This window comes from Bradyrhizobium sp. HKCCYLRH1030, assembly GCF_051168395.1.
GTDB lineage: Bacteria > Pseudomonadota > Alphaproteobacteria > Rhizobiales > Xanthobacteraceae > Bradyrhizobium.
In genome coordinates, this window is record NZ_JBNPUY010000001.1 from 625,090 (window position 1) to 646,992 (window position 21,903).

General features: G+C 64.9%; 25 protein-coding genes. 17 read left to right on the plus strand and 8 right to left on the minus strand.

Translation table 11 applies throughout. The annotated features are described in order from the left end of the window. Positions 1-739 precede the first annotated feature (739 nt). From ACQR1E_RS02770 to ACQR1E_RS02785, 4 genes are all read left to right on the plus strand, one after another. A complete protein-coding gene (locus ACQR1E_RS02770; protein ID WP_434896628.1) occupies positions 740-4,516 on the plus strand; it encodes a vitamin B12-dependent ribonucleotide reductase in 3,777 nt (1,258 codons plus the stop codon). A gap of 560 nt (positions 4,517-5,076) precedes the next feature. After that, on the plus strand, positions 5,077-5,709 hold the full coding sequence (locus tag ACQR1E_RS02775) for a DUF5343 domain-containing protein (protein ID WP_434896629.1): 633 nt from the start codon (positions 5,077-5,079) through the stop codon (positions 5,707-5,709). Next, positions 5,709-6,218, plus strand: coding sequence for a hypothetical protein (locus tag ACQR1E_RS02780; protein ID WP_434896630.1), 510 nt, complete (start codon positions 5,709-5,711; stop codon positions 6,216-6,218). Before ACQR1E_RS02775 ends, ACQR1E_RS02780 begins: the two co-directional genes overlap by 1 nt. A gap of 46 nt (positions 6,219-6,264) precedes the next feature. Continuing rightward, a complete protein-coding gene (locus tag ACQR1E_RS02785) occupies positions 6,265-7,029 on the plus strand; it encodes a metallophosphoesterase (protein ID WP_434896631.1) in 765 nt (254 codons plus the stop codon). Between the two features lie 313 nt (positions 7,030-7,342). Here ACQR1E_RS02785 and ACQR1E_RS02790 read toward each other — a convergent pair whose 3' ends face one another. After that, positions 7,343-7,837, minus strand: a complete 495-nt coding sequence (locus ACQR1E_RS02790; RefSeq protein ID WP_434896632.1) for a protein-tyrosine phosphatase family protein — start codon at positions 7,835-7,837, stop codon at positions 7,343-7,345. 206 nt (positions 7,838-8,043) lie between these two features. On the opposite strand from ACQR1E_RS02790, the gene ACQR1E_RS02795 reads away from it, so the two are divergent. The 3 genes from ACQR1E_RS02795 to ACQR1E_RS02805 all read left to right on the plus strand — a co-directional run bounded on the left by ACQR1E_RS02795 (position 8,044) and on the right by ACQR1E_RS02805 (position 9,441). Beyond that, a complete protein-coding gene (locus tag ACQR1E_RS02795) occupies positions 8,044-8,301 on the plus strand; it encodes a hypothetical protein (RefSeq protein ID WP_315751721.1) in 258 nt (85 codons plus the stop codon). Between the two features lie 110 nt (positions 8,302-8,411). Further along, on the plus strand, positions 8,412-8,672 hold the full coding sequence (locus ACQR1E_RS02800; RefSeq protein WP_434896633.1) for a hypothetical protein: 261 nt from the start codon (positions 8,412-8,414) through the stop codon (positions 8,670-8,672). Positions 8,673-8,826: 154 nt separating this feature from the next. Next, entirely contained in the window at positions 8,827-9,441 is a 615-nt protein-coding gene (locus ACQR1E_RS02805; protein WP_434896634.1) for a hypothetical protein, read from the plus strand. Positions 9,442-9,558: 117 nt separating this feature from the next. Here the strand turns inward: ACQR1E_RS02805 and ACQR1E_RS02810 are convergent, their stop codons facing one another. Further along, complete coding sequence (locus ACQR1E_RS02810; RefSeq protein WP_434896635.1) at positions 9,559-11,100, minus strand: hypothetical protein; 1,542 nt, start codon at positions 11,098-11,100, stop codon at positions 9,559-9,561. A gap of 257 nt (positions 11,101-11,357) precedes the next feature. Between ACQR1E_RS02810 and ACQR1E_RS02815 the strand changes: the two genes are divergently transcribed. Then, complete coding sequence (locus tag ACQR1E_RS02815) at positions 11,358-11,714, plus strand: CPCC family cysteine-rich protein (protein WP_434896636.1); 357 nt, start codon at positions 11,358-11,360, stop codon at positions 11,712-11,714. A gap of 52 nt (positions 11,715-11,766) precedes the next feature. Here ACQR1E_RS02815 and ACQR1E_RS02820 read toward each other — a convergent pair whose 3' ends face one another. Further along, positions 11,767-12,054 (minus strand): hypothetical protein, encoded by a 288-nt coding sequence (locus ACQR1E_RS02820; protein ID WP_434896637.1) that lies wholly within the window; start codon positions 12,052-12,054, stop codon positions 11,767-11,769. Positions 12,055-12,277: 223 nt separating this feature from the next. Between ACQR1E_RS02820 and ACQR1E_RS02825 the strand changes: the two genes are divergently transcribed. Beyond that, a complete protein-coding gene (locus tag ACQR1E_RS02825) occupies positions 12,278-12,514 on the plus strand; it encodes a DUF2945 domain-containing protein (RefSeq protein WP_315751725.1) in 237 nt (78 codons plus the stop codon). Then, positions 12,511-13,092, plus strand: coding sequence for a DUF488 domain-containing protein (locus ACQR1E_RS02830; protein ID WP_434896638.1), 582 nt, complete (start codon positions 12,511-12,513; stop codon positions 13,090-13,092). Before ACQR1E_RS02825 ends, ACQR1E_RS02830 begins: the two co-directional genes overlap by 4 nt. 45 nt (positions 13,093-13,137) lie before the next feature. Here ACQR1E_RS02830 and ACQR1E_RS02835 read toward each other — a convergent pair whose 3' ends face one another. Then, positions 13,138-13,371, minus strand: coding sequence for a DUF2171 domain-containing protein (locus ACQR1E_RS02835; protein ID WP_434896639.1), 234 nt, complete (start codon positions 13,369-13,371; stop codon positions 13,138-13,140). Between the two features lie 14 nt (positions 13,372-13,385). On the opposite strand from ACQR1E_RS02835, the gene ACQR1E_RS02840 reads away from it, so the two are divergent. Continuing rightward, entirely contained in the window at positions 13,386-13,739 is a 354-nt protein-coding gene (locus tag ACQR1E_RS02840; RefSeq protein WP_434896640.1) for a hypothetical protein, read from the plus strand. A 467-nt stretch (positions 13,740-14,206) separates the two neighbouring features. Here ACQR1E_RS02840 and ACQR1E_RS02845 read toward each other — a convergent pair whose 3' ends face one another. After that, entirely contained in the window at positions 14,207-16,276 is a 2,070-nt protein-coding gene (locus ACQR1E_RS02845; RefSeq protein WP_434896641.1) for a methyl-accepting chemotaxis protein, read from the minus strand. Between the two features lie 128 nt (positions 16,277-16,404). Between ACQR1E_RS02845 and ACQR1E_RS02850 the strand changes: the two genes are divergently transcribed. The 6 genes from ACQR1E_RS02850 to ACQR1E_RS02875 all read left to right on the plus strand — a co-directional run bounded on the left by ACQR1E_RS02850 (position 16,405) and on the right by ACQR1E_RS02875 (position 19,538). Then, the gene (locus tag ACQR1E_RS02850; RefSeq protein ID WP_434896642.1) at positions 16,405-17,220 is read left to right on the plus strand and encodes a transglycosylase SLT domain-containing protein; all 816 of its coding nucleotides are present in this window, start codon (positions 16,405-16,407) and stop codon (positions 17,218-17,220) included. A 146-nt stretch (positions 17,221-17,366) separates the two neighbouring features. Next, positions 17,367-17,651, plus strand: coding sequence for a DUF2312 domain-containing protein (locus tag ACQR1E_RS02855; RefSeq protein ID WP_315712263.1), 285 nt, complete (start codon positions 17,367-17,369; stop codon positions 17,649-17,651). A 129-nt stretch (positions 17,652-17,780) separates the two neighbouring features. Further along, positions 17,781-18,131 (plus strand): zinc ribbon domain-containing protein YjdM, encoded by a 351-nt coding sequence (locus tag ACQR1E_RS02860; protein ID WP_315751729.1) that lies wholly within the window; start codon positions 17,781-17,783, stop codon positions 18,129-18,131. Between the two features lie 63 nt (positions 18,132-18,194). After that, entirely contained in the window at positions 18,195-18,386 is a 192-nt protein-coding gene (locus ACQR1E_RS02865; RefSeq protein ID WP_315712266.1) for a hypothetical protein, read from the plus strand. Positions 18,387-18,863: 477 nt separating this feature from the next. Next, on the plus strand, positions 18,864-19,079 hold the full coding sequence (locus ACQR1E_RS02870) for a hypothetical protein (protein WP_316170439.1): 216 nt from the start codon (positions 18,864-18,866) through the stop codon (positions 19,077-19,079). Positions 19,080-19,307: 228 nt separating this feature from the next. Then, positions 19,308-19,538, plus strand: a complete 231-nt coding sequence (locus tag ACQR1E_RS02875; protein WP_316170438.1) for an FmdB family zinc ribbon protein — start codon at positions 19,308-19,310, stop codon at positions 19,536-19,538. A gap of 27 nt (positions 19,539-19,565) precedes the next feature. On the opposite strand, the gene ACQR1E_RS02880 is transcribed toward ACQR1E_RS02875, so the two are convergent. The 3 genes from ACQR1E_RS02880 to ACQR1E_RS02890 all read right to left on the minus strand — a co-directional run bounded on the left by ACQR1E_RS02880 (position 19,566) and on the right by ACQR1E_RS02890 (position 21,810). Further along, positions 19,566-20,000 carry a Rieske (2Fe-2S) protein gene (locus ACQR1E_RS02880; protein ID WP_316191222.1) on the minus strand — a complete coding sequence of 145 codons (435 nt, stop codon included), beginning with the start codon at positions 19,998-20,000 and terminating at the stop codon, positions 19,566-19,568. Positions 20,001-20,115: 115 nt separating this feature from the next. Further along, positions 20,116-20,838 (minus strand): DUF3750 domain-containing protein, encoded by a 723-nt coding sequence (locus ACQR1E_RS02885; RefSeq protein ID WP_315751730.1) that lies wholly within the window; start codon positions 20,836-20,838, stop codon positions 20,116-20,118. Between the two features lie 132 nt (positions 20,839-20,970). After that, on the minus strand, positions 20,971-21,810 hold the full coding sequence (locus ACQR1E_RS02890; protein WP_316170437.1) for an SH3 domain-containing protein: 840 nt from the start codon (positions 21,808-21,810) through the stop codon (positions 20,971-20,973). Positions 21,811-21,903 lie beyond the last annotated feature (93 nt).

Genomic DNA, 21,903 nt, shown 5'->3' on the forward strand with positions numbered 1-21,903 from the left:
TGCCCCGCGAACGCTCCGTAGGCGCCCGTGAGTCCCGCCGATGCAAGCGAAACACGTCATTCGCACGCGAATAAATCTGCCCCTGTGAACAGCGGGACGAAGCCCTGTGGACAGCCTGCGGCACAAATTTTTTCGGTTTCGAATCCGCGAGGACTCGCCGATAGTTACGGCCATCACGATACCGGCACGCGCCCTGGTTATCCCGTACTTTCCCCCATATTTAGTGTTTGGTTAGGGAACCCCCACTAGTCCTTGACGTGGGAAGCGGAGTCGTCCTAGCTTCCGGCCCGGTTCGGCGCACAGTCATGTTTCGGGTCTGGCCGGCCGCTTCCCTCGAGAGGGTTCGAAGACGACCACGCCGCCGTCGCCACGGCAGCGGGCGTGGGTCGCCGTCTGCCCTGTAGACCATCGCTGCGCCGACGCGCCCCGACGGGGAACCCACTAGATGTGGGGCCTCCCCTGCAGGGACGACGGAGCGGAACGGCGGGAGTGACGCGTTGAGAACGGACGGTGCGGGCAGCGGACGGGCTGCACGCCCCGCGCAGGAAGACGGGGCGAGACGCCGGACAACGGCGCAAGGCCTTCGCCTTCGAGGCTGAACAGATGCGGACCGGGCAACCGGTTGAACTGCGGCGGCAGACGAATTTTCCGGCAGCGTCCGGGGACTTCCAGCCGTCGCCCTTGGATGCAATGATCCCGGCCGCCAAGCGCGGTCCGGCAAGAACTATTGGGGCTCGCGATGCGGATTGAACGGCGCAACACCACCGAAGGACAGTCGCCCTATGCAGGGATCGACTTCCGCCTGACCACGTCCGAGATCAAGAATCCGGATGGCTCCGTGGTGTTCCGGCTCGAGAATGTCGAGGTCCCCGAGTTCTGGTCGCAGGTCGCCTCCGACGTGCTGGCGCAGAAGTATTTCCGGAAAGCCGGCGTCGCCGCGCGCCTGAAGAAGGTCGAGGAAGAGAGCGTGCCGTCGTGGCTGTGGCGCTCGGTGCCGGACACCGAGGCGCTGGCCGCTCTCCCTGAGAACGAGCGCTACGGCAGCGAGCGCTCGGCCAAGCAGGTGTTCGACCGTCTCGCCGGCTGCTGGACCTATTGGGGCTGGAAGGGCAACTACTTCTCCTCGGAAGCGGACGCGCAGGCGTTCTATGACGAGCTCCGCGTCATGCTCGCCAAGCAGATGGTCGCGCCGAACTCGCCGCAATGGTTCAACACCGGCCTGCACTGGGCCTACGGCATCGACGGCCCCGGCCAGGGCCACTATTACGTCGACTACAAGACCGGCAAGCTGACCAAGTCGAAGTCGTCCTACGAGCATCCGCAGCCGCACGCCTGCTTCATCCAGGGCGTCGAGGACGACCTCGTCAATGACGGCGGCATCATGGACCTGTGGGTGCGCGAGGCGCGCCTGTTCAAATACGGCTCCGGCACCGGCTCCAACTTCTCGCGGCTGCGCGGCGAAGGCGAGCGGCTGTCGGGCGGCGGCCGCTCGTCCGGCCTGATGAGCTTCCTCAAGATCGGCGACCGCGCCGCCGGCGCCATCAAGTCGGGCGGCACCACGCGCCGCGCCGCCAAGATGGTGGTGGTCGACGCCGACCATCCGGACATCGAGGCCTATATCGACTGGAAGGTGAAGGAGGAGCAGAAGGTCGCGGCGCTGGTCACCGGCTCCAAGATCAACCAGAAGCACCTCAAGGCCGTGATGAAGGCCTGCGTCAATTGCGAGGGCTCGGGCGACGACTGCTTCGACCCCGAGAAGAACCCGGCGCTGCGCCGCGAGATCAAGCTCGCGCGTCGCGCGCTGGTGCCCGACAACTACATCAAGCGGGTGATCCAGTTCGCCAAGCAGGGCTACAAGGACATCGACTTCCCGATCTACGACACGGACTGGGATTCGGAAGCCTATCTCACGGTGTCCGGCCAGAACTCCAACAACTCGGTGTCGCTGAAGGACGACTTCCTCCGCGCGGTCGAGACCGACGGCGACTGGAATCTGATCGGCCGCACCAACAAGAAGGTCGTCAAGACGCTGAAGGCCAGGGACCTCTGGGAGAAGATCGGCCACGCCGCCTGGGCCTCGGCCGATCCCGGCCTGCACTTCAACACCACGATGAACGACTGGCACACCTGCAAGGCGTCCGGCGACATCCGCGCGTCCAATCCGTGCTCGGAATACATGTTCCTGGACGACACCGCCTGCAACCTGGCCTCGGCCAATCTGCTGACGTTCTACAACACGGAGACGAAGCACTTCGACGTCGGCGCCTACGAGCATCTCTGCCGGCTCTGGACGGTCGTGCTCGAGATCTCCGTGCTGATGGCGCAGTTCCCGTCGAAGGCGATCGCCGAGCTGTCCTACGAGTTCCGCACGCTGGGCCTGGGCTATGCCAATATCGGCGGCCTCTTGATGACCATGGGCCTGTCCTACGACTCCAAGGAAGGCCGCGCGCTGTGCGGCGCGCTCTCGGCCATCATGACCGGCATCGCCTACAAGACCTCCGCCGAGATGGCCGGCGAGCTCGGATCCTTCCCCGGCTACAAGAAGAACGCCGCGCACATGCTGCGCGTCATCCGCAACCATCGCCGCGCCGCGCGCGGCGAGGCGACCGGCTATGAGGCGCTCTCGGTCGCCCCGGTGCCGCTCGACCACGCCCACTGCCCGCAGGTCTCGCTGGTCAGCCACGCCATCCAGGCCTGGGACGACGCGCTCGCGCTCGGCGAGACCAACGGCTACCGCAACGCCCAGGTCACCGTGGTCGCCCCCACCGGCACCATCGGCCTGGTGATGGATTGCGACACCACCGGCATCGAGCCTGATTTCGCGCTGGTGAAGTTCAAGAAGCTGGCCGGCGGCGGCTACTTCAAGATCATCAACCGCGCCGTGCCCGCAGCCCTGCGCGTGCTCGGCTATCGCGAGAGCGAGATCGCCGAGATCGAGGCCTATGCGGTCGGTCACGGCTCGCTGTCGAACGCCCCCGGCGTCAACGCCACCACGTTGAAGGCCAAGGGCTTCACCGACGAGGCCATCGCCAAGGTCGAGAAGGCGCTGCCGACCGCGTTCGACATCAAGTTCGTGTTCAACAAGTGGACGCTCGGCGAGGACTTCATCGTCAAGCAGCTCGGCGTCACCACTGAGGCGATCGCCGCCCCCACCTTCGACCTGCTCACCGCGATCGGCTTCACCAAGCGCGAGATCGAGGCCGCCAACGTGCACATCTGCGGCGCGATGACGGTCGAGGGCGCCCCGCATCTGAAGGCGGAGCACTATTCGGTGTTCGACTGCGCCAACCCCTGCGGCAAGATCGGCAAGCGCTATCTCTCGGTCGAGAGCCACATCCGCATGATGGCGGCGGCGCAGCCGTTCATCTCGGGTGCGATCTCCAAGACCATCAACATGCCGAACGACGCCACGGTCGAGGACTGCAAGGCGGCGTATCTCTTGTCGTGGAAGCTCGCGCTGAAGGCCAACGCGCTCTACCGCGACGGCTCGAAGCTGTCGCAGCCACTGAACTCGCAGCTCATCGCCGACGATGAGGACGAGGACGATGCGGTCGAGTCCTTCTACGACAAGCCGATGGCGGCGCGCGCCACGCAGGTCTCGGAGAAGATCGTCGAGAAGCTGGTCGAGCGCATCGTCGTGATGCGCGAGCGCGAGAAGATGCCGGATCGCCGCAAGGGCTACACCCAGAAGGCGGTCGTCGGCGGCCACAAGGTGTATTTGCGCACCGGCGAGTATGACGACGGCCGCCTCGGCGAGATCTTCATCGACATGCACAAGGAGGGCGCGGCACTGCGCTCCTTCATCAACAACTTCGCCATCGCGGTGTCGCTCGGCCTCCAGTACGGCGTGCCGCTGGAGGAGTATGTCGACGCCTTCACCTTCACCCGCTTCGAGCCGGCCGGTCCCGTGCAGGGCAACGACTCGATCAAGTATGCGACGTCGATCCTCGACTACGTGTTCCGCGAGCTCGCCGTCAGCTACATGTCGCGCTTCGACCTCGCCCATGTCGATCCGTCCGAGAGCAATTTCGACGCGCTCGGCCGCGGCGTCGACGAAGGCAAGCCGTCGGAGGACGGCCCGAGCCAGCAGGCCGCGAAATACGTCTCGCGCGGCCTGACCCGCTCGCGCACCGACAACCTCGTGGTGATGCGCGGCGGCTCGTCGTCACCCTCCCCTGCAGGAGGAGGGTCGATCGGAAGCTCCGCTTCCGATCGGGGTGGGGTGAATCTCACCGCCCTCTCCCACGCCCGCACCGGTGACTCCCTCGACGGCGCCGTCGCCCTGAAGCAGGAGCCGCAGCACGACCTCTCGCCCACCGAGAAGCTCGAGGCGCTGCAATGGAGCAAGGCCGGCACGGCCAACACGCAAGTGGCCTCCAAGGCCGAACGCCGCGCCGAAGCCAAGGCCAAGGGCTACGAAGGCGAGATGTGCTCGGAGTGCGGGAATTTCACGCTGGTGCGGAATGGCACCTGCATGAAGTGTGATACGTGCGGCAGCACGACGGGGTGTTCGTGAACCACCCGACTACTACTGTGCTGCCGCGGGTTAGTTAGCGGTTAGCACAAACTACAATGTCTGCGGCGAGCCCTTGGTTTGCCGCAGATCACTAAACCGAACAAAAAGTGAATCAACGAACTGGTTAGGCTTATGAATTGGCAATCTAGGGTTGGAGTCAATTTCCGCCCTTGAACCGCGGAGATCCAGCCAAGGTACTGGCGGGGTAGGTTTCTGGAGGAAGCGGACTACCGGCTGATCATCGCCGGAGTTTACAGCGACCTCAGCAGACTTACTGAACGAAGCCTTGGCGCTTGATGGAAGGCCAAAAGGATGGCTACGAACCCACCCAAAGGCGACGGACACCGCAATGGTGCTGTCCGCGATCGTTCGCAAGTTTACAATCCCAAGAACGAAACCTGGACCAAACGCGACAGCGAAAGTGGTCGCTTCATGGACCAGAAAGCCGACGACAAGCCGTTCAAAGGAGTACGGAAGGAAAAGTAGTCATCAGAGCCGCCGTAGCGCATGAGCCGATCGCGAACGGCGCTACGGCGCAAATCTTTTCATTTGGAGGTTTTATGGTTGACTACGCTTACACGACCGTCACCGGAAAGATTAAGGCACTGCTGGAAAAAATTAGATCTGCAGGTGTACCTCAAAAGGTTACAACGGCATGGCTTAAGACGATTGGCTTTACGTCGAGCAACGACACCACTCTAATCGGCGTTTTGAAGTTTATCGGTTTTACAGATCAAAGCGGGGTCCCTAACTCCACGTGGATTTCCTACCGAGGGGCCAAGCATAAGACGGTGCTCGGTGATGCCATTCGTAAAGGATATGCTGAACTATATGCAGTTTACCCCGATGCGCATCTTCGTCCAAACAACGAGCTCACTCACGTATTTAGTATCAGTTCGACTGCGGGAGCCCAAGTTGTCGCGAAAACAGTTGCCACATTCAAAGCGCTCGTAGAGGAAGCCGAATTTCCCGCTTCATCTGAGCCGGAGCAAACGATGATGGAAAGTGGCCCGCTTCACACGGCAGCAGCCACTCACGCGTACGGGATGCCTGGCATCCCATACGCAAACGGCACGGGCCCCGGACTTCACATCGACATCCAAATCCATATTTCCCCAGAATCGACGCCCGACCAAATCGATAAAATATTCGAAAGCATGGCGAAGCATCTCTATGGCCGCAACGGTGACTGATGTCAGTTCGCAACATTTTTGCAACAGCCCAAGCGATCCATACTGAAGTTGCTGCCCGACTCGGACCACCTGAAGAAGGGCTAGCTTCTACAACCCAGCCGGTCATCATGATGTCGCTCGTGCGTGGCACGCGCGGGTACATCGAGAAAATCTCCAATCAGGTCAACGGAGCATATGAGAACGGCTGGTACGACGCTTGCGCTGTAATGTTGCGTCGTCTTATAGAGACCCTGATCATTGAGGCCTTTGAGTTTCACAATATCGAGACGAAAATCAAAAACCCATCAGGCGACTTTCTCTACTTGCGCGATCTTATCGACAAAGCCCTCTCTGAGAAAAGTTGGAATCTCGGACGCAATACAAAGCACGCTCTCCCGAGGCTTAAGGAAATCGGTGACAAGTCGGCTCATAGCCGACGGTTTGTGGCTCAACGGGGAGACATTCAGCCACTCCTAAGTGATATTCGCACAGTGGTCCAAGAGTTTATCTATTTGGCCCAGTTGAAATAGCCGAACTCGGACCGGTCAGCATAGCGCCCCGGGCTTCATTCTCTACATGCACTTGCACATCTTCTCCGATCTCCACGCCGACATGGCCGACATCAAGCCGATCGAGGCGCTGCCCGGGGTCGATGTGGTCGTGGTCGCCGGCGATGTCTGCGAGGGGGCGGTGAACGGGTTTGCGCGGCTGCGCGAGATCGTGGCGGAGGACGTGCCGATCGTCATGGTGATGGGCAACCATGAATATTATCACCGCACCTACCCTGAGGAGCTGAAGCTGGCGCGCGCCGAGGCGGCGCGGTTCGGGGTGCATCTCCTGGAGAGCGAGGCGGTCGTGCTCGCGGGCGTACGCTTTGCGGGCGCCACGCTGTGGACCGACTATGCGATCTTCGGCCCCGGCAGCGAGGCGGAGGCCATGGCCGCCTGCGGGGACACGATGCACGACCACCGCTGCATCATCTGGCAGGACGAGCCGTGGCTGCGGTTCACGCCGCGGGAGGCGCTCGGCCTGCACCTGACATCGCGCACCTGGCTCACGGGCCTCTTGGAGACGCCGTTCGACGGCCCGACCGTCGTCGTCACCCACCACGGCCCCGGCTGGGGCTCGGTCGCCGAGCGCTATCACAACGACCTGACCACCGCCGCCTTCGCCTCCGATCTCTCCGCGCTGATCCTCGCCACCCAGCCGGCACTGTGGATCCACGGCCACATCCACACGCCCTCGGACTATCGCGTCGGCACCACCCGCGTGATCTGCAACCCGCACGGCTATGGCCGCGAGAACCCGGATTTCGATCCGGAGCTGGTGGTGGAGGTGTAGTCGCCCGCTCGGCGTGGCTGGGCACGCTCTCTCCTCCGTCATTCCGGGGCGCGCGAAAGCGCGAGCCCGGAATCCATAAGCACGAGCGGCTATGAGTTGCGAGATGCAGGCCGCGGCGATGTGTGCCCAGCCCCGCGGCCTGTGAGTATGGATTCCGGGCTCGCGCTTCGCGCGCCCCGGAATGACGTGGGGAGAGAACACGCACCCTCTGCCGGCTCGGCCTCCGGCGCTACTTGAAGCACACCGCCTTGTCGCCCGCCGCGAACGAATTCCCCGGCATCGGCCGCAGCGGGAGTTACAGTGACGCTGCACTTTACTCGATCTGTTTGCGCTCGAACGCCCTCACCCACTCCCGCTGAGAGTCCGTATCCGGCACGCGCACGCCGCGCGCGGCGGCGATCCGGTCGAAGGCCTCAGCTCCATCAATGCTCAGCCGAATCATCACGCAGGCCGCGATGACGGCGGAGCGGCCGATGCCGGCGCGGCAATGGATCAGGACCGTCTGGCCGTCCGTCAGCCGCGCGGCGACGTCGTGCGCGAGCTGCAACGCTACGCTGCGGCTCTCAGGAAGACCACGGTCGGGGATCGGAAATGACACGAAGGCCATGCCGTGTGACTGGCACAGCGCGGCCTCGCGCTGAAGGCCGAGGTCATGAACCTCAGCCGGCTCCAGCAGGCTGACGACGACAGCGACGCCCTCGCCCTTCCAGGCGCCGATGTCGTCCGCCAGCCAGTCTTCCGCCCGCGGCCGCGCCGCGATGGCGAGCCGGCCGGCGATGGGCAAGTCGATCCAGTGCAGGCGGGACATGGTGATGCTCCTGTCATGAATGAGCGTTCGTAACCCGGATGAGCGAGAGCGACATCCGGGATCGCGGCTATCGAGACGGATGCACTCTCAGGCCGCCCGAACATCATACCGCGTCCGCTACACGATCCCCAGGATTTCCCGGTGCAGCGGAACGATCGCCGACACGCCGCAGTTTACTACGAACCAACAACGAAGGAGGTTCGTTCATGAAGATGGCAATCGTCTTGACGGCGGCTCTGTTCGCCGCTTCGCCTGTGTTCGCCGCAGAGACCGGCGCAAGTTCGCACGGCGCGTCGAAGAAAGCGCCCGGCCAGCAGATGCAGCGTAGCAAGACGTCGACGGCGCCCGGCGCTTCGGAGTACGCGCCCGGTCATCAGAGCAACACCGCCGCCGGCCCGGGGCATTCCGAGAGCGCTCCCGGCCAGCGCATGACGACCACCGGCTCCAGCACGCATAGGAAGTAGTGGGCGCGCGAACGGGATACGATCCCGCTTCTCGGCCCCCCCCTTTCGCTTGAAGACACAGAAAAGCCGTAAGCCTCTCAGTTCATCTTCCAGACATCCTAGGGAGTCACATGCGCAAAGCGATCTTCATCCTTGCAACATCGATTTCAACCGCGCTGATCGTGCCCGCCAGCGCGTTGCCTCGCGCTCCCCTTCAGGTCGATCGCGGCGCATCTGATCTCATCGAGGTGAGAGGCGGTCATGGCCATGGTCATGGTCAAGGCTGGGGCCGCGGCGGCGGTCACCGGGCCTTCGGCTGGAGTCGCGGCCGAAAGGTGGGTTGGCGCGGTCATCACTGTCCGCCGGGCCACTGGAAGAAGGGATGGTGCTGATCGGCCGGACCAGGAGCGTTAGCAAGCGTAGGGCGGATGAGCGGAGCGTAATCCGCCGCTTGACCAGATCGGCGCGTTACGCTTCGCTAACGCGCCCTACGCGGCGAGCCCTGGGCTCCACCTCCCTGCCCGCCATGAACCTCCACATCATGACGTGCCGATCGTCATGGTGATGGGCAACCATGAATTTGATCACCGCACCTTTCCCGAGGAGCTGAAGCTGGCGCGCGCCGAGGCGGCGCGGTTCGGCGTGCATCTGCTGGAGAACGAGGCGGTCGTGCTCGCGGGCGTACGCTTTGCCGGCGCCACGCTGTGGACACGACTATGCTTCCCGCGCGCTTTGGTTGACCTGCATCAACAGCGTCGAAGTGAATCCGCATCAAGCTGTCATCGTCAGAGAAGCGGAGGCAGTATCATGGCCGACTCGCAAGCATCTCTCGTCCCATCCCACGACGCGCCCGATCCGCACCGTCAAATCGATTCAGCCGCTTGGGCCGTATTCTTCATCTGGCTCGGCGTAGTCATGCTCGCAGGGCTTCCCTGGGGCTGGTTCCTGGTGGGCGTCGGCATCCTCATCCTGGGCGCACAGATAATGCGGACGCAGCGGAGCCTAAAGGTCGACAGGTTCGGCGTGGTCATCGGGGTCATCATTCTTGCGGCCGGCCTGTGGGATCTTCTTGCCTTGCCGTTGCCGCTCATGCCGATGATCCTGATCGTGCTGGGCGGATATCTGCTCTGGAAGACGCTTTCGACGACGGAATCCCCCTAAAGCGGCGCACGAAACATCAGGAGGCTCGGACGAGCGGGACAGCCCCGTAGGGTGCGGGCGATTCGCAATGGTGGGCACGCGCCGCCTTGCGGCGGCGCTTTTCCCACCCTACGGCAGCTACTTGAAGCACACCGACTTATCATTCGGGTCGAACGAATTGCCCGGCATCGGCCGCAACGGCGTCAGCTTGGGGTTGGCATTCGTCAGCCGCTTCGAATACGCGCCCAGCGCTGCGTTCATCGTGTTGAGCCGGTCCTGCGCGTCGGTGCGCTGCAGGGGGAAGGTGATGACTCCGGAGTTGTACACCTCGGCACGCGACCATTGCTGGCCCTGCACGATGCGGCCGACGAGGCGGGACTTCAGGTCGGCCGCGCTGTCGCTGGCGGCGCTCTTGGCGCCGACGACGTTGGGCGGCAGCAGACTGGGGTTGACGATCCAGCCGCGCGGCTTGGCGACGGTGTTGCCGAACAGGATCAGCTCGTCGACGGTGTTGTTCAGCGCCACATAGTCGCGCAGCGGCAGGCTGGCGTCGCCGGTGCCGGTCTCCTGGACGTGGCTCGCGAGATGCGGCCCCGTGGCGCAATAGGTGCCGAAGCTGAGCTTGATGCTGCCGGAGCTCATGGCCATGTAGCTGCCGACATCCGAGCCGCCCGGCGGCGACGGCGCGTCGTCACCACAGAAGGTGCCGTGCGACGAGGCATCCTGCAGGGAGTGCAGATAGAGCCCGATCCGGGCGATCTGCACCGGCACCGGCGGCTTCCTGGGATCGTCGAACAGCACGCCGGTCGTCCGGCTCTTGTCGTCCAGCCAGGACTTGAGTTGGGTGTAGTCGACGACGCCGTTGCTGTTGTCGAGCACCTTCGGTCCCGAGGTGATGTTGATGGCCGGCCCGATGGCGTAGTTCTCCAGCAGCGGCACGTTGCCGCTGATCGGCACGTTCGCCAGGCATTGCGGGCCGCTGAAGTTCGAGGAGCCGTTCGGCACCGTGTATCCGGCGGTGCACAGCAGGCCCGGGCCGTCGTCGGGCTTCATCGCCCATTGCCGGAGATCGTACAGCGTGCCCTGATAGACGCTGTCGATGGTCACGGGATAGCCGGGCGGCGGATAGTGGAACGGATACACCGCCTGCACGCCGCTGGCGCCGTGCACGTCGGTGCCCTGCCCGTTCGGCGAGAAGTTCAGCAGGTAATGATACAGCGGCCCGTCGGTGGTGTTGTTGGTGCGCTGGAAGCCGTTGAACTTGGCGGTGATGTAGCTGGCGCCGGAATTGGTCGATGTCGCCTGCCCGCCGCACTGGTCGATCGGCGCATATTGTGCGTAGTCGGAATTCTCGTTGTAGGCGGCGATCCAATAGGCCACGTCGGCGCGATAGCCGAGCGCCTGGGCGATGAAATAGGTGGAGTCGGCGTGGATCATGCTGCGGCCGGGCGGAATGACGGCGAACTGCACCGCCTCGAGCAGGCAGCCCCGGTTGAGCGCCTCCGCCGGATTGCGGCACGCGCTGGCCGGCGCGAGACAATTCCTCAAGCCGTCCTTCACGCGCGGGATGCAGATGTCCTCCAGGAACGCCTGCGCGGGGTGCGGCGCGGTCAGGCCCCAGCCGAGAACGGCCGATCCCACGACGACGGAGAGGGTCGACAATGCAAAGCCAATGCGCATGAAAAACTCCTTGGTGATTGAAATCCAGCCGGTCGGGAGCTGAACCATGGCCAAACGCCACGTCTCTCAAGCCACGCGAAACGCTGCGTGAGGCTTGCCTCGCGGATTCGGCGAGGATGATTTGCCCCCATCTCGATCAAAATATCAACCTATAGTTGTCACGACAAATGCATCGCCTTCGCAAAGATGCGCGCTACTTGGCCCGCCGACGGCTCGCCGTTGACGCAGGTCTTTCAGACTCGCATCATCACGCCCTGATGTATCGCGATGTCACCGAGCCGCCGTCGGAGGTGCGCTATCGCTGCCCGTGCTGCCGCTTCCTCACCCTGGGTGAGCGCGGCGGGTTCGAGATCTGCCCGGTCTGCTATTGGGAGGACGACGGCCAGGACGACCACGATGCCGACCTCGTCCGTGGTGGTCCCAATGGAGCGCTGTCGCTGACCGAGGCACGCGCCAATTTCAAGACCCACGGCGCCTCGGAGGCGGCGCATCGTGCGTGCGTCCGTCTCCCCCGGCGGACGACGAGCGCTAGCTCGTCGCACGATGCGGGACCGTCATCGGCCCGACGGGAGACGCCGGATGTTGTCATCGCTGGATGCCACCACGCGGCATAGCGATCGCAGGCGAGCACCAAGCGCTAGCGTCATGTCGCAGGGAACGAGCCGTTCAGCTCGCTCCGTCTCGTTTGCCATGAGCGTCGTTCTTCTCGCGCTGAGGAGAGATCTTCCAGTCGCGACCTGCCTTACGGTGGTCCCAATCGATGCCGGGTCCCATCCGGTGCAGCGTGTGCTGCTTCCGACGTTCGCTGGTCGACTGCCCCTTCTCTCTTGCCGGCACGCCTGAACTCGCTTTGGTCTCCGCGGGATTGGGGGAAGGTTTTCCTTGCCCCTGAGCGAACAAGGGATTGAGGCTGACTGACGCCAGCAAGACGATCATGAAGGCAAAAGTACGCATGGAACAGCTCTCCCTTTGCATGTCACATCGACCATCCGGCCGCGACCTCGACAGGAGCACTCTGAAGGTCGCGGACGGCTGCGGATTGATCTGGATCAGATATCCCGCGGGACCAGGCAATCGCGGCTCGCCGGAGCGGATTGACCAGCGATGGATGGAACATGCCTTTGCCTGAGCCGTTCCTGGGTGAAGTGCGGATCGCGGCTGTTTACAGAGCAGACAGATGACCAAGTTTGCGAAGGGCGACCACGTCTCCTGGAACTCGGAGGCCGGCCGCGTGACCGGACGCATCGTCGCGGTGCATGTGCGCGACTTCGACTACAAGGGCTATCGTCACCGCGCCAGCAAGGACTCTCCGCAATACGAGATCAAGAGCGACAAGAGCGAGCACATCGCCGCTCACAAGGAGAGCGCCTTGACCAGGGTGAGCGGCGATGAGGCTCGCGGTTCGCAGGGATGACCGAGCACTCACCCGCCAAGACCGCAATGACACGGGCGCGCGACGCGCTTCCCGTCTTCACCATCGGGCACTCCACGCGGACGATCGCCGAGTTCGTCACGCTGTTGCGGGCCGGCGAGGTTCAGCTCGTCGTCGATATCAGGCGCATCCCGCGCTCGCGGACCAACCCGCAGTACAATTCGGAGGTGCTTCCGGCCGAGCTCGCGCGCCATCAGATCGGCCATCTGCGCATTGCCGAGCTCGGCGGCCTGCGCAAGACGAGCGGCATTTCACCGGACAAGAACGGCTTCTGGACCAACAAGAGCTTCCATCATTACGCTGACTACGCCCTGTCCGATGACTTCCGGCGCGGCTTCGATCGCCTGCTGACCGTGTCGGCCGCGCAACGCACGGCCATCATGTGCGCGGAGGCGGTGTGGTGGCGCTGTCATCGTCGCATCGTCGCCGACTACCTGATCGATGCCGGCCGCGCCGTGTATCATCTCATGGGCCACGACGAGGTTCGTGCGGCGACGTTATCTGAGGGTGCGGTGCGAGCCGGCGACAGATTGACCTATCCCGGCTCGAACAACGAATGACACGCAACTCGCGGCGCAGCCGACGCGCTCCGCATCGCGACCAGGCTAGGTCTCCTCCTCCATCGTCACCGCGACGGCGCCGATGGCCGACAGCCGCACCTTGTCGCCTTCGACGCCGGCGACGAGACCCTTGTCGATGAAGTGATGATGCCCCTTGTGGCTGCCCTCGCCGCTGTCCTTCCTGGTCAGCTTGATGCGGTTGCCGTCGACGCGGTCGACGGTGCCGACATGCGCGCCGTCGGCGCCGATGACTTCCATGTGTTCCCTGATGTCCTGCATGACGCGTCTCCTTCATGGCTGATGATGGGTCTGAAACTGCCTCAACCGGCGGGGTGCCCGAACTGTTCCGTCCGCGCACGGAGCCGTCGGGCGGATCAGCGCAGCGTGATCCGCCATTCCTCCGCAGGCGGCGGTTACGGCTGCGCCAAACCCCGCCCTACGGACTCTCGTCATTGCGAGGAGCCGAAGGCGACGAAGCAATCCAGGGCGGCACGAGAATTCTGGAGTGCCGCGGATCCTGCCACGGGCTGCGCCTTGGCGCGGACCCGTCGGCTGGCAATGACGCGAAAATCCGCCTGCGCCGACAGGCCATTTTCATCAGCGGCCTCAAGCTGATCTGGCCTGTCCAGTCCTTCGGTGAAAAATAAATCACTTTCGCTTTTTCAAAAATCATGATTGTCTACGCCCATCCCGGCCCGCCGAGAGGGGCGTATCGCGATCGTCACGAGACGTGGGCCGGAGATGCGGTGGCTGTGAGTGTGCCGCAGCGGGCTCGAGGCCCGCCGACGAACGGCACGCTTGCGGACGTGAAGACGCGTGGTCCTGGCGCCCCGAAGCTGGCGCCAAGTGCGGTGGTGATGATGATCGCGCCGCGCGACGGTGGCTAACAAGCCGGACACCGGGGAGATCGCGACATAAGCGTGAAAACCATCGCGCGGGGAATGCCGGGATGCTTCGGCTGAACCTGTGGTGACTGCCGCCTGCTTATCTTCTGCAGGCGGGCCATGGGTGCGGCCAGCGCCCGGCATTCCCCGCGCCCTCTCCCTTCAGAGGGCCGACGACCGGCAAGGCTCGGGCGCCATCTGCGTCGCGGGATCGCGCCCGCTTGGCGATGCTACGCCTTGCGCACGGTGCCGAGGAAGCCCTCCACCGCCACGCGGAAACGATCGGCATCGGTGGACATGCGGCGGACGGAATCGACCATCGCCGCGCCCGCATTGCCGGTCTGGCGGTTGAGCGCTGCGACCGAGCCGATCGTGTCGGTCACGGCGCGGGTGCCCTGGGCGGCATGCTGGAAGTTGCGCGAGATCTCGGTGGTGGCGGCGCGCTGCTCTTCGACCGCCGCGGCGATCGCCGTCATCTTCTCGTCGATGCTGGAGATGTTGTGGCTGATGGCGCGGATCGCCTCGACCGACTCGCCGGTGGCGGCCTGGATCTCGGCGATCTGGCGGGTGATGTCGTCGGTCGCGGTCGCCGTCTGCGCCGCGAGGTTCTTGACCTCGCCGGCGACCACGGCGAAGCCGCGGCCGGCTTCGCCAGCGCGCGCCGCCTCGATGGTCGCGTTGAGCGCCAGCAGGTTGGTCTGCGCGGCGATCGCGGTGATCATCTTAACCACCTCGCCGATGCGGTTGGCGGCGCGGTCGAGCATCTCGACGGTGGCGTTGGTCTGCGCCGCCTTCTCCACCGCCTGGCGCGCATCGGCCGCCGAGGCCTGCACCTGGGCCGCGATCTCGGAGACCGACGCGGTCAGCTCCTCGGTGGCGGCGGCGATGGTCTCGAGATTGGTGGTCGCGGTCTCCGCGGCGCTGGCGACCGCGGCCGTCTGCTCGGTGGACTCATCGACCAGCTTGCGGACCTCGCCGGCGCTGGAATCGAGCTGGCCGGTCGAGTTGCCCATGCTGACGATGACCGCCTGCACGGTGTCGTCGAAGCTCTTGCAGGCGCTGTCGATCGCCTGCGAGCGCTCCAGCCGGCGGCCCTGGTCGAGCTCGCGCTCGCGCGACAGCTGCTCGGCGGTGGCGGCGCTCTCGCGCAGGCCCTCGAGGGCGGCAGCCATGGCGCCGAACTCGTCGGCATGAGCGAATTGCGGCACCGGCGTCTGGTAGTCGCGCTGGCCGATGCGCTGGATCGCCTGCATCAGGACGCCGACCGGGCGCATCAGGCGGACGCGCACCGCGCGCAGCGCCAGGCCGGCCACCACGAGCGCGGTGATGAAGGCGAGCGACTGGACGATCAGGCTGCTCAGCGCCGCGGTCTTGATCTCCTCGGCGCGCGCGATCGAGCCGTCGAGCGCGGTCATGCCGATGGCGATGATGCCGGCGAACGGGCCCTGGCAGAACGCGTTCCATTCCGGCGCCGGCATCGCCGGCTTGCCGCTGCCGTCGAACCCCTTGGTGAGCTGGTCCATGCGCTCATGGGCGGCCTCGACCTCGGTGCGCGAGGTCTTCACGGCCCCGGCGAGCCCGGTGCTGCCGCCCCCCGCCAGGAGGTCGTCGAGCCCGGACCAGCCGGCCGCGACGGTGCCGCGCCATTGCGCGATCGCGCCCTTCTGGGCGTCGTCGAGCGGCTTGGAGGCGTTGATGTTGGGGCGCAGCGCCGAGCATTGCAGGCCGTAGCGGTCGCGGACCTGCCAGGCCAGCCGCCGCGCCTGCACCATCTTGGCGATCGCCGGATCGGTCATCCAGGCGCGGTTCGAGACGGCGAGCGAGGCAGCGTTGGCGACGTCCAGCGTCTTGGTCATTGCCTGGTACCAGGCCTGCGTACGCGCCAGCACGCGTTCGGAGCGCGGCTTCGCGGCTTCATCGAACAACAGCTTGAACTGCGGAACCGTGGCGTCCCAGCTCGATTTCAACCCGGCCATGAGGTCGTCGCGCTCGGGCATGTCGACGCCGGCGAGCGCGGCGACGATGCCGTCATAGCCCTTGGCCTCGATGCCCTGATATTCGGTGAGCTTGGCGCGCGGATCGTCCTCGCTCAGCAGCACGCTCTGGATGTCGCCGCGGTGGGCGCGCATGACCAGGACGTTCTGGAAGATCGCCTTGTCGGCCGCGGTCAATTGCTCGGTCGCGACGCTCTCGCGATAGCGGCCCGCGGCGCCGCTCATCAGGATCGCCGTGGACACCAGGATGCCCGCCGCCAGCACCGACAACAGCACCATCAGCAGAGTACTGACCGATTTCTTCATCACGCCCCGCCCCACACCAGAAAGTGGCAGGATGACGCGATTGCGCAAATTCTTCCTTAACCATGGACCGGCACACCGGCGGCCGAGGTAATCAGTTGCCGAAATCCCCTGCCCCACGCCAACAAAAAATGCGCAAGCCGCAACGCGGCAGCCGCTGGCGCGCGCTGCGGCGCGATGCGAAGCGAATCGCGGGGCGCGGTGCGCAGTGGCTGGGCCGGACGGTGAGCGCGGCGCCGCGGTGGATCAAGATCGCCTGCGGCGCCTTGGTGCTGCTCGTGACCTTCGCGCTGGTCAATCTGGCCTATCACGTGCTGCGCAAGCCGACCGAGCTGTTCGTGGTGACGGGTCATTCGCTCGACAAGGAGCCGGAGGAGACTTGGCGCCAATATGGCGCGCTGTTCCGTGAGAGCTCGACACGATTGATCACGCCGGAGCTGCTCGCCGCACTGGCGCAGACCGAGAGCTCGGGCAATCCGGTGGCGCGCACCTATTGGCGCTGGCGCTTCGCGTGGAATCCGTTCGCGCTGTATCAGCCGGCGTCCAGCGCCGTCGGCTTGTTCCAGATGACCGACGGCGCCTTTGCCGACGCCGCACGGTTCTGCATCCGGGATCACGAGGTGGTCAGCGACGGCTGTGGGTCGCCGAGCCTGTACGTCCGCGCATGGCCGGCGCATGCGGTGGCGCTCACGGTGATCTCGCTCGACCGCCAGGTCGCTGCCGTGCTCGCGCGGCAGCCTGGCGCCAAGCCGAGCGCGCAGCAGCGGCAGGATCTCGCGGCCGTCATTCATCTGTGCGGCGCCGGGCCGGCGGCCGGGTTCGCGCGCCGTGGCTTCAAGCCGGCGGATGGCGAGCGCTGCGGCGACCATTCGGTCGCCGGTTATCTCGGCCGCGTCAATGCGATGAAGAAGCAGTTTCAGAAGCTCTCGGCGGCGGAGCAGAGCTAGCGCATGGCGCCCGCTCGGCAACATCGCAGCCCGCCCGGTTCCGCGTTAAGCACGTCGGATTCACTGATGTGGGCAAAGCGCGCCCGTTAAGACATTGGCAACGAACTGCCGCGCATTTTCTCCGTCCCATTAGTACAGGAGTCACCATGTCAGAGATCGGCATTCCCGGCGCGCGCATCCGGTCCTTCATCGAGCGGATCGAGCACCTCGATGGCGAATTGGCGGAGCTGAACGAGCAGAAGAAGGAAGTGTTCGCCGAGGCCAAGGGGGAAGGCTTCGACGTCAAGATCCTGAAGGAGATCATCAAGCTCAGGAAGCAGGACCAGGACGAGCGCGACGAGCACGAGACGCTGCTCGACACCTATCTCCGGGCGATGGAAGCGGCCGAGACCGGGCCGGCCAGCAAAACCCCCGAGCGCAAGGCGGCGTGACGCTGCCGACCGACGATGGCGGCGCGCAGCCCATCTGCGCCGCGCGCTGCCCTCCCCGGGATTTTCCTTGCCCGGTTCCATCCGAGCCTCTAACGCTGCGCTACGCTTCTGCCCGCGCCCGAGGATGAGATGACCGACGCAATGACCTGCCCGCAATGCCGCTCCGAGCACGCCTATCAGGACGGCGCGCTATGGGTCTGTCCCGAATGCGGCCATGAATGGAGCGGCGACGCCGCCGTTGCGGCATCGGCCGGCGACGACGCCAGCATCCGCGACGCCAACGGCAACGTTCTGGCCGACGGTGACAGCGTCATCGTCATCAAGGACCTGAAAGTGAAGGGATCGTCGTCGGTGGTGAAGGGCGGCACCAAGGTGCGCAACATCCGCCTGCAGGAGGCGAGCGACGGCCACAACATCGCCTGCAAGATCGACGGCATCGGCCAGATGAACCTGAAGTCGGAGTTCGTGCGCAAGGCGTAGAGCCTAGTGCTCCCGGAACATTCGCGACGCCATGGCGTTCGGATCAACAACGGGAGGATGGCCATGCTGACGGACGACCAGATCGCGACGCTTTCGGATATCGGCCAGGCGATCGCCTTCTCGCCCGACCGGCAGGACGAACTCGATGGACTGATCCGCGAAGGTTATGTCGCCAAGGACGGCGACATCTACGAGCTGACGGCGAAGGGGCAGAAGATCCTGACCGATCGAGGTGCCGGATTGAACGAGGCCTGACGGACCGGAGGCTCGCAGCACTGGGCATCGGGGCGTCGGTATCAGCGCCACCGGAAAGTCTGGCATCCGGCCAAATATCATGCGGGGAATCGGCGGTTCGTCTGCAAACACCCTTGCGAATCGAACTCTGATTCACCCAATGAACGGCGATATTCCGCCCGAAGACCGAAAACAATGTCCGCGGGCGCCGCAGGACTGCGCAGGCGCTGCCTGTTATTTGACGCAACAGGTCCGGCTCAGGCCCGGCACTCAGGCCGAACAGCACAACACGGGCAAATCGCCAATTGATCGAGCAGCAAACGCAGGCCGGTTGCCGAACGCTGCGTGATCCAAGCAGTGAATCCGTCACGCTTCTGTGGTCATGAAGTGACACCCGTAGCAATCCGTTCCGTAGCAGCACGGCGTGGATTCATAACTTGGCATGAACTCTGCTTTCCCGATCCTGACCGGGTCCCACTCTTTGGAGGCAGAATCAACGTGCTCGTCACTCTCGTCGCAATGCTATGCAACGGCCAGCTCTGCATGGAGAAGGTCGTCACCAACAGCGAGATGTCCGGCATCACGATGACATCCTGCGCCGTCAGCGCGCAGATCGGAATCGCAGACTGGATGTCCAAGGGTCCCTATCACGAGTGGCATCTGCAGAGTTACAAGTGTGTCGCCGGCAAGTACGTGCCGAAGACCAACGCCTGATCCGCTTTGTCCGTCCGGCTGGCGCCCGGATATCCGGGGCCGGCCGGCCAGGCGGAAGAGCTCTGCACTGCTGTCGAATGTTCGACCCCAGTCGCGTCGCATTCGGGACATGCGCAGCAAAAAACGCTGCCGTCAGCGTGCAAACGCGCCCTGAATCGGCGAATTCGATGCGCAATGGCGCTGGCCCGCTTCGTGCAACGCCCCTCAGCGACAATGAGGGATGACGTCATGCCGTTCTACAGCTTCCATTGCGCAGCCTGCGCAGAGGATATCGAGTTGCTGATCGGGATTTCTGAAAGGCCGGTCTGTCCGACCTGCGGCAGTCGCAAGCTGACCCGCCTGCCCTCGCTACCGGCGCCGCCAGCGCGCAGCCCCGGCCTGATCAAGGCGGCGCGCAGCCAGGCAGCACGCGAGGGGCACCTCAGCAACTACAGCCGCGCCGAACGGAAGAAGCGCTGACCCGGCCGCGGCCGCCGGCCCTCGGCCTCAGTCCGATGTGATCTGCACCTCGGGCACGTCATCCTCGGGATCGTCGATGTCGAGGCCGTCCTCCTCGTCCAGATCGATCCCGGAGAGGCAGATGTCACCGTCGTCGATCACAAGCTCGACTGGAGCCAACGTCCGGCCCTGACAGGGCCCGATGAAGCATTGTCCGGTATCGAGGTCGAACTGCGCACCATGCTCGCCACAAACGAGGAAATTGCCTTCCTCGTCCATGAACTCGCCCGGGTGCTTGTCGAGGCGGGCGCCCTGATGCGGGCAGGCATTCTCGAAGCCATAGAAATTGTTGCCCTTGCGCGTGACCAGGATCGGCCAAGGCTTGGCGCTGCCGTCGGGCTCGCGGCGCTGGAGAACGAAGCCCCGCGCCGCGCCATCGTCCACCTCATAGGTCGCGCAGATCGCAAACAACGTGCTCATCATCCGCCTCTTCTCGCCTCGCCCGGCGTTCTTGGCGCATCCGCGACATCACAGGCGCGCTGAAGAGGGTCGCAGCAAGCAGCATGCCAGCCAGTGCCTGACAGGCAGATCGCGGGCCTCAGACCGCTCGCATGCCGAGGCGGCCGATCCCGGGAAATTTCAGCGCCGGCCGACGCAGATCGACGCCGAGAACTCCCCCGAAGAAGTTCAGCTCGACGCCCTCGATCCACCCGACGGTGACACCGAGATAGCCGCCGAGCGATACGAACAGACCGGTCCCGGAGGCCGTGCGCCCCCACCAGCCGTCAAAGGGGAAGTCCTTGCCGATTGCGGTTGGCGGCAGCACGGCGTTCAGCTCAGGAACCGCGTTCAGCGCCGCCTGCACGAAGGTGTTCGAATTCGGCCCCGGCCAGGCGTTGTAGTCGCCATAGGCGCGGAAGCGGTAGTTCTCGATCACGCTGCGGATCCTCGGGATCACCCGCTCGGCTTCATCGCCGTCGACGGCCAGCACTGTCTCCGGCAATGCACCGAACCAGCGACCATCGGGCGCGAAGCCATCGACCCGGATCGGCTCACCCCACGCGGTGTAGTCGTAGCGGGTGTAGCGCGGGCCGCCCTTCTCCTTCACGACGATCCAGGTGTGGACCGCGAAGATGCCACGCCAACGCACCGTGCGCGCAGCGAATACGCGCACCATCGCGTCGGCATGCTGCGCCGGCGATGGCAGCAGGCCCGCGCTCGAACGGTCCGCAGTCTGCCAGCTGCCGCGACGATCGCCGCGCAGATAGTTCGCGGCCGACAGCGAGATGGGCACGAAGATGAGCAGGAGGAAAGCGAGCACGGGCTTTTTCACGATGGGCGAGAACAATGGAGGCACCGAGGAGTGACAGCCATGTAGTCATCGCGCCCGCCCTCGCCAGCGCCGGCCGGCACGCCACCTTCACAATCCGGACACCAGGGCAGCGCTGATGACTCAGTGCCGACGGAAACCACCGTCCGGGCCGGAACGCCCGCCGCCGCGAGGGCCGCTGACGCCGACACGCGCAGCGCCCATGGCGGGGCCGCCCCCGATATGCGCCAAGCCGATTTGCGGCGAAGTCCCGATCATGCGCATGCCGCCCATCTGCGCGCGGGCGCTCTGCGGCGCACCGCTGCTTCGGCTCATCAATGGCTGCACCATGGGTGGCGTTGCAGCTCGAGCGGGAGCACCAACCACGACCGGAGGTGCGCCGGGGCCGGCGGCAGTCGCAGGCGGCACACGACCTTGCATGCCCGAAGGCGGTCCGGATCGTTGGCCCGTGCCGGCGACCGCGCCCGCTCCGGCGCTAGGCTGGATCATCCCGCCGGGACCACGACCCGGCATCCCCGGGGTCATGCCAGGCTGAGGCGGATTTTGCGCGATGACCGGCGGATGGCGATGCCAGTAGCGGTTCCAGAACGCGTGCCGATGATACCAAGGCCGTCCGAAATAGAAGCTGCTCCAATAGGTGGTCAGCGTGAAGCCGACAGTCGGCACGTACTCGACATATTCGGGCAGGTAGACGTACTGCTCACGATACAGATAGGCGAGCGTCCGCGCCGCGACCCAGCCGCGTTCGCCTCCGAAGCTGACATCGCACCATGCGCCGCCTTGAATGCAGCCATGGATGGTGATCCTGGCGCCGACTGGAATGCGCTCGACGACGGGAAAACCGGGGCCGGGTCCTGCGCGCATGGTGGCCGCGGTGCGCACCAGGCCCGGCGCGGCCACCGCCAGCGAGGCGGGCGTGACAATCAACAGCGCAGCAACGAGACACGGTCTGAGTTTCACCACGGGCGCCCTCCTGTCTGTTTGCCCGAGCGAGCTCGGGCGCGAGACTCTCGCGCCCCGCATGCGCGGCTCAGGCATCCGGTCCACGGGGATGGT

Coding starts and splice junctions, on each gene's coding strand:
- ACQR1E_RS02820 (WP_434896637.1), bottom strand. CDS start 12,054: ATGCGTACTTTTGCCTTCATGATCGTCTTGCTGGCGTCAGTCAGCCTC.
- ACQR1E_RS02825 (WP_315751725.1), top strand. CDS start 12,278: ATGACCAAGTTTGCGAAGGGCGACCACGTCTCCTGGAACTCGGAGGCC.
- ACQR1E_RS02780 (WP_434896630.1), top strand. CDS start 5,709: ATGTCAGTTCGCAACATTTTTGCAACAGCCCAAGCGATCCATACTGAA.
- ACQR1E_RS02790 (WP_434896632.1), bottom strand. CDS start 7,837: ATGTCCCGCCTGCACTGGATCGACTTGCCCATCGCCGGCCGGCTCGCC.
- ACQR1E_RS02850 (WP_434896642.1), top strand. CDS start 16,405: ATGCGCAAGCCGCAACGCGGCAGCCGCTGGCGCGCGCTGCGGCGCGAT.
- ACQR1E_RS02815 (WP_434896636.1), top strand. CDS start 11,358: ATGTATCGCGATGTCACCGAGCCGCCGTCGGAGGTGCGCTATCGCTGC.
- ACQR1E_RS02810 (WP_434896635.1), bottom strand. CDS start 11,100: ATGCGCATTGGCTTTGCATTGTCGACCCTCTCCGTCGTCGTGGGATCG.
- ACQR1E_RS02845 (WP_434896641.1), bottom strand. CDS start 16,276: ATGAAGAAATCGGTCAGTACTCTGCTGATGGTGCTGTTGTCGGTGCTG.
- ACQR1E_RS02795 (WP_315751721.1), top strand. CDS start 8,044: ATGAAGATGGCAATCGTCTTGACGGCGGCTCTGTTCGCCGCTTCGCCT.
- ACQR1E_RS02800 (WP_434896633.1), top strand. CDS start 8,412: ATGCGCAAAGCGATCTTCATCCTTGCAACATCGATTTCAACCGCGCTG.
- ACQR1E_RS02880 (WP_316191222.1), bottom strand. CDS start 20,000: ATGATGAGCACGTTGTTTGCGATCTGCGCGACCTATGAGGTGGACGAT.
- ACQR1E_RS02835 (WP_434896639.1), bottom strand. CDS start 13,371: ATGCAGGACATCAGGGAACACATGGAAGTCATCGGCGCCGACGGCGCG.
- ACQR1E_RS02775 (WP_434896629.1), top strand. CDS start 5,077: ATGGTTGACTACGCTTACACGACCGTCACCGGAAAGATTAAGGCACTG.
- ACQR1E_RS02770 (WP_434896628.1), top strand. CDS start 740: ATGCGGATTGAACGGCGCAACACCACCGAAGGACAGTCGCCCTATGCA.
- ACQR1E_RS02840 (WP_434896640.1), top strand. CDS start 13,386: ATGGCTGATGATGGGTCTGAAACTGCCTCAACCGGCGGGGTGCCCGAA.
- ACQR1E_RS02865 (WP_315712266.1), top strand. CDS start 18,195: ATGCTGACGGACGACCAGATCGCGACGCTTTCGGATATCGGCCAGGCG.
- ACQR1E_RS02875 (WP_316170438.1), top strand. CDS start 19,308: ATGCCGTTCTACAGCTTCCATTGCGCAGCCTGCGCAGAGGATATCGAG.
- ACQR1E_RS02855 (WP_315712263.1), top strand. CDS start 17,367: ATGTCAGAGATCGGCATTCCCGGCGCGCGCATCCGGTCCTTCATCGAG.
- ACQR1E_RS02785 (WP_434896631.1), top strand. CDS start 6,265: ATGCACTTGCACATCTTCTCCGATCTCCACGCCGACATGGCCGACATC.
- ACQR1E_RS02860 (WP_315751729.1), top strand. CDS start 17,781: ATGACCGACGCAATGACCTGCCCGCAATGCCGCTCCGAGCACGCCTAT.
- ACQR1E_RS02830 (WP_434896638.1), top strand. CDS start 12,511: ATGACCGAGCACTCACCCGCCAAGACCGCAATGACACGGGCGCGCGAC.